This is a genomic window from Neisseria polysaccharea, assembly GCF_963392925.1.
GTDB classification, from domain to species: Bacteria; Pseudomonadota; Gammaproteobacteria; order Burkholderiales; family Neisseriaceae; genus Neisseria; species Neisseria polysaccharea.
Genome location: NZ_CAUJNZ010000009.1, coordinates 78,333 through 91,402 on the forward strand (window position 1 = coordinate 78,333; position 13,070 = coordinate 91,402).

The window sequence follows — 13,070 nt, forward strand, 5'->3', positions numbered from 1 at the left end:
ATTCATGCCGTCTGAAGCGCGCTCAACGCTTGCTCAGGATGACGATATGGCGTTCCGCATCCAAGCCCGGCACGTCGAGCCTTTGGACTTTTTCGACGCACACATCCTGCGGCAGGCGGCCGATTTCCCCCTGCGGATACACACCCTTCATCGCCGCCCAGTAGCCGCCGTCTTTCAACAGATGCCCCGTCCACGATACAAAATCCGCCAGTTCCGCAAACGCACGGCTGGTAATCACGTCGGCACGCACGTCCGAAACCGCCTCCACACGTCCGGATACCACGCGCACATTGTCCAATCCCAACTCGATAACCGCCTGCTGTAAAAAAGCCGTTTTCTTCGTATTCGCATCCAAAAGGGTTATCTGCACATCCGGACGGCACACCGCCGCCGGAATGCCGGGCTGTCCTCCGCCCGAACCGACATCCAACATCGTTTGCACACCCTCGATATGGGGCAGCAGCGTCAGGCTGTCCAAAAGATGATGGACAATCATTTTTTCCTCGTCGCGCAGGGCGGTCAGATTGTAGGTTTTGTTCCACTTTTTCAACAAATCCACATAGGCCAAAAGCCTGTCCTGCGCCGTTTCCGAAATATCCAGCCCCATCGCGGCAATGCCTGCACGCAGGCGTTCTTTGCGTTCCATATCTGCTTCCTGTCCATATTCAGGCGTAATGTTAGCGGAAAAACATGCCGTCTGAAACCGCGTATCGGGTTTCAGACGGCATTTCCCGTTCCGTCCTATTTTTTCCTGTGGAACACCACCGGCTGCACCGGCGCGCGCGTCAGGCATTTGGGCAGCGTCAGCATAGACACCAGCCACACGGCAAACGCATATTCCAACACCGCCTCCCCGCGCAGCCCGCCCAAGGCGGCACTACCCAACAACAGCTCGAAAATCCAAGCCACCGCCGCAGCCGCGCAAGCCGCCACGCCCGACAGAAACAGCGCGTAACGCGAATGCCGCCGCATCATCTTCTTATACGCCAGCTTCGTCAGACCCGCCGACACGACCACATTCAAAAACGCAAACACACCGAACACAAACCAAACAGTGCCGTCCCAACCGCCACGCCGGCCGAATCCGCCGGCCGACACCGACACCAGCAGCCCTGCCCGTCCGAACGCAAGCGCAAAGGCATCATGCACCGACAGTGCGAACGGCAGCGTCAAAAACACCAACCCCGCAAACAAAGCCGCATAGGGATATTTCTCGTTCACATACATCACCGACCCTCCTCACGAAGCAAACCGCATTATACCGTGCAAAACCCGTGCAGCCGCCCGAAAAGTTGCAGAAACAACCGTTCATATATATCATAACGAAAAAAGCCGGTGTAGCTCAGTCGGTAGAGCAGCGCATTCGTAACGCGAAGGTCGGGGGTTCGATTCCCTTCTCCGGCACCAATACCAAGCACAGACCCTCCCTACCCTGGGAAGCCTGTGCTTTTTCACATTTCCGCTTCAGACGGCAACCGATATGAACACCTCGCAACGCAAACGCCTTTCCGGCCGCTGGCTCAACTCCTACGAACGCTACCGCCACCGCCGCCTCATCCACTCCGTCCGGCTCGGCGGGGCCGTCCTGTTCGCCACCGCCTCCGCCCGGCTGTTCCACCTCCAACACGGCGAATGGATAGGCATGACCGTCTTCGTCGTCCTCGGCATGCTCCAGTTTCAAGGGGCAATTTACTCCAAGGCGGTGGAACGCATGCTCGGCACAGTCATCGGACTGGGCGCGGGTTTGGGCGTTTTATGGCTGAACCAGCATTATTTCCACGACAATCTCCTCTTCTACCTTACCGTCGGCACGGCAAGCGCACTGGCCGGTTGGGCGGCGGTCGGCAAAAACGGCTACGTCCCCATGCTGGCCGGACTGACCATGTGCATGCTCATCGGCGACAACGGCAACGAATGGCTCGACAGCGGACTCATGCGCGCGATGAACGTCCTCATCGGCGCGGCCATCGCCATCGCCGCCGCCAAACTGCTGCCGCTGAAATCCACACTGATGTGGCGTTTCATGCTTGCCGACAACCTGACCGACTGCAGCAAAATGATTGCCGAAATCAGCAACGGCAGACGCATGACCCGCGAACGCCTCGAGGAGAACATGGCGAAAATGCGCCAAATCAACGCACGCATGGTCAAAAGCCGCAGCCATCTCGCCGCCACATCGGGCGAAAGCCGCATCAGCCCCGCTATGATGGAAGCCATGCAGCACGCCCACCGTAAAATTGTCAACACCACCGAGCTGCTCCTGACCACCGCCGCCAAGCTGCAATCTCCCAAACTCAACGGCAGCGAAATCCGGCTGCTCGACCGCCACTTCACACTGCTCCAAACCGACCTGCAACAAACCGTCGCCCTTATCAACGGCAGACACGCCCGCCGCATCCGCATCGACACCGCCATCAACCCCGAACTGGAAGCCCTCGCCGAGCACCTCCACTACCAATGGCAGGGCTTCCTCTGGCTCAGCACCAATATGCGTCAGGAAATTTCCGCCCTCGTCATCCTGCTGCAACGCACCCGCCGCAAATGGCTGGATGCCCACGAACGCCAACACCTGCGCCAAAGCCTGCTTGAAACACGGGAACACAGTTGACGGTCAAACACGATGCCGTCTGAAACGCCTGCCGCTTCAGACGGCATCCCCAATCCGCCTGCCTTGTCGTTATGCCCGAATAACGGTACTATTCGCAGTTAACAGTTTTCATGCCGTCTGAAAGGTTTGAAGCACGTTTCAGACGGCTGCCCGCTTACCTTATCTTACCGAAAGAACAATATGATCAACGATATTCAAAAAACAGCCGAAGGCAAGATGCAGCGTTCGGTCGAAGTACTGAAAGAAAATCTGGCGAAAGTGCGTACCGGCCGCGCGCATACCGGCCTGCTCGATCAAGTGGAAGTCGAATACTGGGGCAGCATGGTCCCCGTCAGCCAAGTTGCCAACGTAACGCTTCTGGACGCTCGCACCATCGGCGTGAAACCGTTTGAAAGCAATATGGCGGCCAAAGTCGAGAAAGCCATCCGCGATTCAAACTTGGGACTGAACCCGGCAGCTGTCGGCGACCTGATCCGCGTGCCGATGCCCATGCTGACCGAGGAACGCCGCAAAGACCTGATTAAAGTCGTACGCGGCGAAGCGGAAGAAGGCCGCGTCTCCATCCGCAACGTGCGCCGCGATGCCAACGACCACATCAAAAAACTCCTCAAAGACAAAGAAATTTCCGAAGACGAGGCACGTCGCGGCGAAGAAGCGGTTCAAAAACTGACCGACAAATACATTACCGAAGCCGACAAACTCCTGACTGCCAAAGAAGAAGATTTGATGGCAATTTAACCTGCACGGTTCGGCGTTCAGACGGCATTTGAACGCCGAACCGCGAAAGGCAGACATGAAAAGCAGCACGCAGGCCGTTTTAGAACACACCGCCATCCCCAAGCACATCGCCGTGATTATGGACGGCAACGGCCGTTGGGCGAAAAAACGTTTCCTCCCGCGCATAATGGGACACAAACGCGGTTTGGACGCATTGGAAAATATGGTGAAGCATTGCGCCAAACTGGGTGTGCAATATCTGACCGTGTTTGCCTTTTCAACCGAAAACTGGCGCCGCCCCGAAGACGAAGTTTCGTTCCTGATGGGGCTGTTTTTACAGGCTTTGCAAAAACAGGTACGCCGCCTGCACGAAAACAATATGCGCCTGAAAATACTGGGCAGCCGCGAACGCTTTAATCGGCAGATTCTGCAAGGCATCGAAGAGGCGGAAGCCTTGACGGCAAACAATACCGGTCTGACCCTGAGCATTGCCGCCGATTACGGCGGACGTTGGGACATTTTGCAGGCGGCAAACAAACTGATTGCCGAAGGCGTATCCGAGATTACGGAAGACACGCTGGCGAAATACCTGATGCTGGGCGATGCGCCCGAGCCGGATTTGTTCATCCGCACCGGCGGCGAAACGCGCATCAGCAATTTCCTGCTCTGGCAGATGGCATATGCAGAACTGTATTTCACCGATATTTTGTGGCCAGATTTTGACGGCAAGGCTTTGGACGATGCCGTCGCTTCGTTCCAAAAACGCGAACGGCGGTTCGGACGCACCTCCGAGCAACTGCCTATCGAACAGCAAAGGAACTGAATATGCTGAAACAACGGGTAATGACCGCCATGTGGCTGCTGCCGCTGATGCTGGGCATGCTGTTTTACGCGCCGCAATGGTTGTGGGCTGCATTTTGCGGGCTGATTGCCCTGATTGCCTTGTGGGAATATGCCCGTATGGGCGGTTTGTGCAAAATCAAAACCAACCATTACCTCGCCGCAACCTTGGTTTTCGGCGTGGTTGCCTATGCGGGCGGCTGGATGCTGCCTAATTTGGTTTGGTATGTTGTTTTGGCATTTTGGCTCGCCATCATGCCTTTATGGTTGAGATTCAAATGGAGGCTCAACGGCGGTTGGCAGGTTTATGCCGTCGGCTGGCTTCTGGTCATGCCGTTTTGGTTCGCGCTCGTATCCCTGCGCCCGCATCCCGATAATGCCCTGCCGCTGCTCGCCGTCATGGGTCTGGTCTGGGTTGCCGACGTTTGCGCGTATTTTAGCGGCAAGGCGTTCGGCAAACACAAAATCGCACCGGCAATCAGCCCCGGCAAGAGCTGGGAAGGTGCAATCGGCGGCGCGGTTTGCGTGGCCGTGTACATGACTGCCGTACGAAGTGCCAGCTGGCTGGCATTCGATACAGGCTGGTTCGATACCGTGTTAATCGGTTTGGTGCTGACCGTCGTCAGCATATGCGGCGACCTGTTGGAAAGCTGGCTCAAGCGCGCGGCAGGCATCAAAGACAGCAGCAACCTGCTGCCCGGACACGGCGGCGTGTTCGACCGCACCGACAGCCTGATTGCCGTTATCAGCGTCTATGCGGCGATGATGTCGGTTTTAAATTGATTCTATGCCGTCTGAAAACGCTTCAGACGGCATCCGGTATAAAGTTATCCTCATTATGACACCACAAGTCCTGACCATATTAGGCAGTACCGGCAGCATAGGCGAAAGCACGCTGGACGTTGTCTCCCGCCACCCCGAAAAATTCCGCGTATTCGCGCTGGCAGGGCATAAGCAGGTCGAGAAACTGGCGGCGCAATGTCAAACGTTTCGCCCCGAATATGCCGTCGTTGCCGATGCGGAACACGCCGCCCGGCTTGAAGCCCTGTTGAAACGCAACGGCACGGCGACTCAGGTTTTACACGGCGCGCAGGCATTGGTTGACGTTGCGTCTGCCGACAAAGTCAGTGGTGTCATGTGCGCCATCGTCGGTGCGGCGGGGCTGTCTTCCGCGCTGGCGGCGGCGCAAAAAGGCAAAACCATTTATCTGGCGAACAAAGAGACGTTGGTGGTTTCCGGCGCGTTGTTTATGGAAACCGCCCGTGCAAACGGCGCGGCAGTGTTGCCCATCGACAGCGAACACAACGCCATTTTCCAAGTTTTGCCGCGCGATTACACAGGCCGTCTGAACGAACACGGCATCCGTTCGATTATCCTGACCGCTTCCGGCGGCCCGTTTTTAACGACCGATTTAGGCACGTTCGACCGCATTACGCCCGCCCAGGCAGTCAAGCACCCCAATTGGCGTATGGGGCGCAAAATCTCCGTCGATTCCGCCACCATGATGAACAAAGGTTTGGAGCTGATTGAAGCGCATTGGCTGTTCAACTGCCCGCCTGACAAGCTCGAAGTCGTCATCCATCCGCAGTCCGTGATACACAGCATGGTGCGCTACCGCGACGGCTCCGTGTTGGCACAACTGGGCAATCCCGATATGCGTACGCCCATCGCTTATTGTTTGGGCTTGCCCGAGCGCATTGATTCGGGTGTCGGCGACCTGGATTTCGACGCATTGTCTGCGTTGACCTTCCAAAAGCCCGACTTTGGCCGCTTCCCCTGCCTGAAGCTCGCCTATGAAGCCATGAACGCGGGCGGAGCCGCGCCCTGCGTATTGAACGCCGCCAACGAAGCCGCCGTCGCCGCCTTTTTGGACGGACAGATTAAGTTTACCGACATTGCCAAAACCGTCGCCCATTGTCTCGCACAAGACTTGTCAGACGGCATAGGCGATATAGGGGGGCTCTTGGCGCAAGATGCCCAGACACGCGCACAAGCGCGGGCATTTATCGGCACACTGCGCTGATGCCGTCTGAACACCGTTATCAAAGGAAAACCATTTGCACACCCTTCTAGCTTTTATCTTCGCCATCCTGATTTTGGTCAGCCTGCACGAATTCGGACACTACATCGTCGCCAGATTGTGCGGCGTCAAGGTTGTGCGTTTTTCCGTCGGCTTCGGCAAACCGTTTTTCAGCAAAAAGCGTGGCGACACCGAATGGTGCCTCGCCCCGATTCCGTTGGGCGGCTACGTCAAAATGGTCGATACGCGCGAAGGCGAAGTATCAGAAGCCGATTTACCCTACGCTTTTGACAAACAACACCCCGCCAAACGCATCGCCATCGTCGCCGCCGGCCCGCTGACCAACCTCGCACTGGCGGTTTTGCTTTACGGCTTAAGTTTTTCCTTCGGCGTTACCGAAATCCGCCCCTATGTCGGCACAGTCGAACCCGACACCATTGCCGCCCGTGCCGGCTTCCAAAGCGGCGACAGGATACAATCCGTCAACAGCACACCCGTTGCAGATTGGGGCAGCGCGCAAACCGAAATCGCCCTCAACCTTGAGGCAGGCAAAGTCGCCGTCGCCGTTCAGACGGCATCAGGTGCACAAACCGTCCGCACCATCGACGCCGCAGGCACGGAAGAAGCAGGTAAAATTGCGAAAAACCAAGGCTACATCGGCCTGATGCCATTTAAAATCACTACCGTTATCGGCGGAGTAGAAAAAGGCAGCCCCGCCGACAAAGCAGGCTTAAAAACAGGCGACAAGCTGACTGCCGCCGACGGCAAACCCATTACCTCATGGCAAGAATGGGCAAACCTTACCCGCCAAAGCCCCGGCAAAAAAATCACCCTGACCTACGAACGCGCCGGACAAACCCATACCGCCGACATCCGCCCCGATACTGTCGAACAGTCCGACCACACCCTGATCGGGCGCGTCGGCCTCCGTCCGCAGCCGGACAGGGCGTGGGACGCGCAAATCCGCCGCAACTACCGTCCGTCTGTTGTCCGCGCATTCGGCATGGGCTGGGAAAAAACCGTTTCCCACTCGTGGACAACCCTCAAATTTTTCGGCAAACTAATCAGCGGCAACGCCTCCGTCAGCCATATTTCCGGGCCGCTGACCATTGCCGACATTGCCGGACAGTCCGCCGAACTCGGCTTGCAAAGTTATTTGGAATTTTTAGCGTTGGTCAGCATCAGCCTCGGCGTGCTGAACCTGCTGCCCGTCCCCGTTTTGGACGGCGGCCACCTCGTGTTTTATACTGCCGAATGGATACGCGGCAAACCTTTGGGCGAACGCCTCCAAAACATCGGTTTGCGCTTCGGGCTTGCCCTCATGATGCTGATGATGGCGGTCGCCTTCTTCAACGACGTTACCCGGCTGCTCGGTTAGATTTTACGTTTCGGAATGCCGTCTGAAACCGCATTCCGTACCACAAGGAACTGACAATGAAACTGAAACAGATTGCTTCCGCACTGATGATGTTGGGCATATCGCCTTTGGCACTTGCCGACTTCACCATCCAAGACATCCGCGTCGAAGGCTTGCAGCGTACCGAGCCGAGTACCGTATTCAACTACCTGCCCGTCAAAGTCGGCGACACCTACAACGACACACACGGCAGTGCCATCATCAAAAGCCTGTACGCCACTGGTTTCTTTGACGACGTACGCGTCGAGACTGCGGACGGGCAGCTCCTGCTGACCGTCATCGAACGCCCCACCATCGGCTCGCTCAACATCACCGGCGCAAAAATGCTGCAAAACGACGCCATTAAGAAAAATCTCGAATCGTTCGGGCTGGCGCAGTCGCAATACTTTAATCAGGCGACACTCAATCAGGCAGTCGCCGGTCTGAAAGAAGAATACCTCGGGCGCGGCAAACTCAATATCCAAATCACGCCCAAAGTAACCAAACTCGCCCGCAACCGCGTCGACATCGACATCACGATTGACGAGGGCAAATCCGCCAAAATCACCGACATCGAATTTGAAGGCAACCAAGTCTATTCCGACCGCAAACTGATGCGGCAGATGTCGCTGACCGAAGGCGGCATTTGGACATGGCTGACACGAAGCAACCAATTCAACGAGCAGAAATTTGCCCAAGACATGGAAAAAGTAACCGACTTCTACCAGAACAACGGCTACTTCGATTTCCGCATCCTCGATACCGACATCCAAACCAACGAAGACAAAACCAAGCAGACCATCAAAATCACCGTCCACGAAGGCGAACGTTTCCGTTGGGGTAAAGTCTCCATCGAAGGCGACACCAACGAAGTCCCCAAAGCCGAACTGGAAAAACTGCTGACCATGAAGCCCGGCAAATGGTACGAACGCCAGCAGATGACCGCCGTTTTGGGTGAGATTCAGAACCGCATGGGCTCGGCAGGCTACGCATACAGCGAAATCAGCGTACAGCCGCTGCCGAACGCCGAAACCAAAACCGTCGATTTCGCCCTGCACATCGAACCGGGCCGGAAAATCTACGTCAACGAAATCTACATCACCGGCAACAACAAAACCCGCGACGAAGTCGTCCGCCGCGAATTGCGCCAAATGGAATCCGCGCCTTACGACACCTCCAAGCTGCAACGCTCCAAAGAGCGCGTCGAGCTTTTAGGCTACTTCGACAATGTCCAGTTTGATGCTGTCCCGCTTGCCAACACGCCCGACAAAGTCGATTTGAACATGAGCCTGACCGAACGTTCCACCGGTTCCCTGGATTTGAGCGCGGGTTGGGTTCAAGATACCGGGTTGGTCATGTCCGCAGGCGTATCGCAAGACAACCTGTTCGGTACGGGCAAGTCGGCCGCCCTGCGCGCCTCCAGGAGCAAAACCACGCTTAACGGCTCGCTGTCGTTTACCGACCCGTACTTCACGGCAGACGGGGTCAGCCTGGGCTACGATATTTACGGAAAAGCCTTCGACCCGCGCAAATCGTCCTCCGGCGTGAAACAATATAAAACCACCACCGCCGGCGGCGGCGTAAGGATGGGTATCCCCGTTACCGAATACGACCGCGTGAATTTCGGTTTGGCGGCAGAACACCTGACCGTCAACACCTACAACAAAGCACCCAAACGCTATGCCGACTTTATCAAACAATACGGCAAAACCAACGGCGCAGACGGCAGCTTCAAAGGCTGGCTGTACAAAGGTACCGTTGGCTGGGGACGCAACAAAACCGACAATGCCCTGTGGCCGACACGCGGCTACCTGGCAGGCGTCAATGCCGAAATCGCCCTGCCCGGCAGCAAACTGCAATACTACTCCGCCACCCACAACCAAACCTGGTTCTTCCCCCTGAGCAAAACCTTCACGCTGATGCTCGGCGGCGAAGCCGGCTATGCCGGCGGCTACGGCAAAACCAAAGAAATCCCTTTCTTTGAAAACTTCTACGGCGGCGGACTGGGCTCGGTGCGCGGCTACGAAAGCGGCACGCTCGGCCCGAAAGTGTATGACGAATACGGCGAAAAAATCAGCTACGGCGGCAACAAAAAAGCCAACGTCTCCGCCGAGCTGCTCTTCCCGATGCCGGGCGCGAAAGACGCGCGCACCGTCCGCCTGAGCCTGTTTGCCGACGCAGGCAGCGTGTGGGACGGCAAAACCTACGACGACAACAGCAGTTCCGCAACCGGCGGTACCGGCACCGGCGCTGCCGGCACGACCGGCGGCAGGGTTCAAAACGTTTACGGCCCCGGCAATATCCACAAATCGACCTTCGCCAACGAATTGCGCTATTCCGCCGGCGGCGCGGTTACCTGGCTCTCGCCTTTGGGCCCGATGAAATTCAGCTACGCCTACCCGCTGAAGAAAAAAACGGAAGACGAAATCCAACGCTTCCAATTCCAACTCGGCACGACGTTCTAATCCCGCAAATGCCGTCTGAAGGCTTCAGACGGCATTTGCGGCAACATCCGAAGGAGTTTTACCATGACCCGTCTGACCCGCGCGCTTGCCGCCGCCCTGATCGGTTTGTGCTGCACCGCAGGCGCGCACGCCGACACCTTCCAAAAAATCGGCTTTATCAACACCGAACGCATCTACCTCGAATCCAAGCAGGCGCGCGACATCCAAAAAACGCTGGACGGCGAATTTTCCGCCCGCCAGGACGAATTGCAAAAACTGCAACGCGAAGGCCTGGATTTGGAAAGGCAGCTTGCCGAAGGCAAACTCAAAGACGCAAAAAAGGCGCAAGCCGAAGAAAAATGGCGCGGGCTGGTCGCAGCGTTCCGCAAAAAACAGGCGCAGTTTGAAGAAGACTACAACCTCCGCCGCAACGAAGAGTTTGCCTCCCTCCAGCAAAACGCCAACCGCGTCATCGTCAAAATCGCCAAACAGGAAGGTTACGATGTCATTTTGCAGGACGTGATTTACGTCAACACCCAATACGACGTTACCGACAGCGTCATTAAAGAAATGAACGCCCGCTGATCCTTTCAGACGGCATACCGAACAGGAAAACCATGATTCCGGCCACCTACACCCTGTCCCAAATCACCGCGCGGCTCGGCGGCGAATGGCGCGGCGAGGACATTTCCATCACCGCCGTGCGCCCGCTCGCAGACGCGCAGGCGGAACACATCAGCTTCCTCGCCAACCCGAAATACAAAGCCGAAGTTCACGACAGCAGCGCGGGCGCGGTCATCGTTTCCGCCAAAGCGGCAGACGGATTTGAAGGGCGCAACCTAATTGTCGCCGACGACCCCTACCTCTATTTCGCCAAAGTCGCGCGCCTGTTTTCACCCGTCGTCAAAGCGCGCGGCGGCATCCATCCGACCGCCGTCGTCGAAGAGAGTGCGACCGTTCCCGCAAGCTGCGAAATCGGCGCGAACGCCTACATCGGCGCAAACACCGTGCTCGGCGAAGGCTGCCGCATCTTGGCAAACGCCGTCGTCCAACACGATTGCCGTTTAGGTGATGAAGTTGTTTTACATCCCAACGCCGTCGTTTATTACGGCTGCACACTGGGCAGACGCGTCGAAATCCACAGCGGCGCGGTCATCGGCGCGGACGGATTCGGACTCGCCTTCGCCGGCGATTCGTGGTTTAAAATCCCGCAAACCGGCGCGGTAACGCTGGGCGACGACGTGGAAATCGGCTCGAACACCAACATCGACCGGGGCGCGATGAGCGACACCACCGTCGGCAACGGCACCAAAATCGACAACCAAGTCCAAATCGGACACAACTGCAAAATCGGTTCGCACACCGTCATCGCCGCCAAAACCGGCATTTCCGGCAGCGTAACCATAGGCAGCTACTGCATCATCGGCGGCGGCGTCGGTACGGTCGGACACATCGAAATCGCTGACAAAACCACCATTGGCGGCGGCACGTCCGTCACCCACAGCATTACCGAAAGCGGCAAACACCTTGCCGGCATCTTCCCGATGTCCGAGCATAAAGAATGGGCGCGCAACGCCGTTTACATCCACCGCTTAAGCGAAATGAACAAACGCCTCAAAACGCTGGAACAGCAGCTTTCAGACGGCAAAGACACGCAATAAATCCAAACCGATTTTTCCAAGGAACACAAAAAACATGGACGTTCAACTCCCCATCGAAGCCAAAGACATCCAAAAACTCATCCCCCACCGCTACCCGTTTCTCCAGCTCGACCGCATCACCGCCTTCGAGCCGATGAAAACCCTGACCGCGATTAAAAACGTCAGCATAAACGAGCCGCAGTTCCAAGGCCATTTTCCCGACCTGCCCGTGATGCCCGGCGTACTCATCATCGAAGCGATGGCGCAGGCGTGCGGCACGTTGGCGATTTTGAGCGAAGGCGGACGCAAAGAAAACGAATTCTTCTTCTTCGCCGGCATAGACGAAGCCCGCTTCAAACGCCAAGTCATCCCCGGCGACCAACTCGTCTTTGAAGTCGGGCTGCTGACCAGCCGGCGCGGCATCGGCAAATTCAACGCCGTTGCCAAAGTAGACGGCCAAGTCGCCGTCGAAGCCGTGATTATGTGCGCCAAACGCGTGGTTTGATGCACATGATGCCGTCTGAACATCCTCACAGGCCTTCAGACGGCATACCCATCCGAAGGAACAAAATATGCCCCTCATCCACCCGACCGCCGTCATCGACCCCAAAGCCGAACTCGACTCCAGCGTCAAAGTCGGCGCGTACACCGTTATCGGCCCCAACGTCCAAATCGGTGCGAATACCGAAATCGGCCCGCACGCCGTCATCAACGGCCACACCAGCATCGGCGAAAACAACCGCATTTTCCAATTTGCCAGCCTCGGCGAAATTCCGCAGGACAAAAAATACCGCGACGAGCCGACCAAGCTGATTATCGGCAACGGCAACACCATCCGCGAATTCACCACCTTTAATTTAGGCACGGTAACCGGCATCGGCGAAACCCGCATCGGCGACGGCAACTGGATTATGGCGTACTGCCACCTCGCGCACGACTGCGTGGTCGGCAACCACACCATTTTCGCCAACAACGCCTCGCTTGCCGGACACGTTACCATTGGCGACTACGTCGTTTTGGGCGGCTACACGCTGGTTTTCCAATTCTGCCGCATCGGTGACTACGCCATGACCGCCTTCGCCGCAGGCGTACACAAAGACGTACCGCCCTACTTCATGGCATCGGGCTACCGCGCCGAACCGGCGGGGCTCAACAGCGAAGGCATGCGCCGCAACGGTTTTACCGCAGAACAGATTTCCGCCGTCAAAGACGTATACAAAACCCTCTACCATCGCGGCATTCCGTTTGAAGAGGCCAAGGCAGACATTCTCCGCCGCGCCGAAACCCAAGCCGAGCTTGCCGTATTCCGAGACTTTTTCGCACAATCGACGCGCGGCATCATCCGCTGACCGTACCCTTTTGATGCCGTCTGAAACCTCCAAAAGCGTTTCAGACGGCATTTGCG

General features: G+C 57.0%; 13 protein-coding genes and 1 tRNA gene. 12 read left to right on the forward strand and 2 right to left on the reverse strand.

Annotation, left to right across the window (positions count from 1 at the left end; translation table 11 throughout):
* Positions 1-22 precede the first annotated feature (22 nt).
* Together rsmG and RDY34_RS07220 are read right to left on the reverse strand one after the other, a co-directional pair.
* Positions 23-646 (reverse strand): 16S rRNA (guanine(527)-N(7))-methyltransferase RsmG, encoded by a 624-nt coding sequence (rsmG, locus tag RDY34_RS07215; protein ID WP_308074727.1) that lies wholly within the window; start codon positions 644-646, stop codon positions 23-25.
* Positions 647-741: 95 nt separating this feature from the next.
* Positions 742-1,227 carry a hypothetical protein gene (locus RDY34_RS07220; RefSeq protein ID WP_308074728.1) on the reverse strand — a complete coding sequence of 162 codons (486 nt, stop codon included), beginning with the start codon at positions 1,225-1,227 and terminating at the stop codon, positions 742-744.
* Between the two features lie 104 nt (positions 1,228-1,331).
* On the opposite strand from RDY34_RS07220, the gene RDY34_RS07225 reads away from it, so the two are divergent.
* The 12 genes from RDY34_RS07225 (at position 1,332) to lpxA (ending at position 13,014) form a co-directional block, all read left to right on the forward strand.
* A tRNA-Thr gene (locus RDY34_RS07225) sits at positions 1,332-1,407 on the forward strand.
* A 73-nt stretch (positions 1,408-1,480) separates the two neighbouring features.
* On the forward strand, positions 1,481-2,608 hold the full coding sequence (locus RDY34_RS07230; protein WP_308074729.1) for an FUSC family protein: 1,128 nt from the start codon (positions 1,481-1,483) through the stop codon (positions 2,606-2,608).
* A gap of 180 nt (positions 2,609-2,788) precedes the next feature.
* Positions 2,789-3,346, forward strand: a complete 558-nt coding sequence (gene frr / locus RDY34_RS07235; protein ID WP_002244379.1) for a ribosome recycling factor — start codon at positions 2,789-2,791, stop codon at positions 3,344-3,346.
* Positions 3,347-3,401: 55 nt separating this feature from the next.
* Positions 3,402-4,148 (forward strand): undecaprenyl pyrophosphate synthase, encoded by a 747-nt coding sequence (gene uppS / locus RDY34_RS07240; RefSeq protein WP_002242252.1) that lies wholly within the window; start codon positions 3,402-3,404, stop codon positions 4,146-4,148.
* A 2-nt stretch (positions 4,149-4,150) separates the two neighbouring features.
* Positions 4,151-4,948 (forward strand): phosphatidate cytidylyltransferase, encoded by a 798-nt coding sequence (locus RDY34_RS07245; RefSeq protein ID WP_308073670.1) that lies wholly within the window; start codon positions 4,151-4,153, stop codon positions 4,946-4,948.
* A 4-nt stretch (positions 4,949-4,952) separates the two neighbouring features.
* Positions 4,953-6,188 (forward strand): 1-deoxy-D-xylulose-5-phosphate reductoisomerase, encoded by a 1,236-nt coding sequence (gene ispC, locus RDY34_RS07250; RefSeq protein WP_308074730.1) that lies wholly within the window; start codon positions 4,953-4,955, stop codon positions 6,186-6,188.
* Positions 6,189-6,222: 34 nt separating this feature from the next.
* The gene (rseP, locus tag RDY34_RS07255) at positions 6,223-7,563 is read left to right on the forward strand and encodes an RIP metalloprotease RseP (protein WP_308073674.1); all 1,341 of its coding nucleotides are present in this window, start codon (positions 6,223-6,225) and stop codon (positions 7,561-7,563) included.
* Between the two features lie 56 nt (positions 7,564-7,619).
* Positions 7,620-10,046 (forward strand): outer membrane protein assembly factor BamA, encoded by a 2,427-nt coding sequence (gene bamA, locus RDY34_RS07260; RefSeq protein ID WP_308073676.1) that lies wholly within the window; start codon positions 7,620-7,622, stop codon positions 10,044-10,046.
* Between the two features lie 63 nt (positions 10,047-10,109).
* Positions 10,110-10,610, forward strand: coding sequence for an OmpH/Skp family outer membrane protein (locus RDY34_RS07265; RefSeq protein ID WP_003707207.1), 501 nt, complete (start codon positions 10,110-10,112; stop codon positions 10,608-10,610).
* Positions 10,611-10,642: 32 nt separating this feature from the next.
* On the forward strand, positions 10,643-11,686 hold the full coding sequence (lpxD, locus tag RDY34_RS07270) for a UDP-3-O-(3-hydroxymyristoyl)glucosamine N-acyltransferase (RefSeq protein WP_114935884.1): 1,044 nt from the start codon (positions 10,643-10,645) through the stop codon (positions 11,684-11,686).
* A 34-nt stretch (positions 11,687-11,720) separates the two neighbouring features.
* Entirely contained in the window at positions 11,721-12,170 is a 450-nt protein-coding gene (fabZ, locus tag RDY34_RS07275) for a 3-hydroxyacyl-ACP dehydratase FabZ (RefSeq protein ID WP_003707203.1), read from the forward strand.
* A gap of 67 nt (positions 12,171-12,237) precedes the next feature.
* Complete coding sequence (gene lpxA / locus RDY34_RS07280; protein WP_308184509.1) at positions 12,238-13,014, forward strand: acyl-ACP--UDP-N-acetylglucosamine O-acyltransferase; 777 nt, start codon at positions 12,238-12,240, stop codon at positions 13,012-13,014.
* Positions 13,015-13,070: the final 56 nt, after the last annotated feature.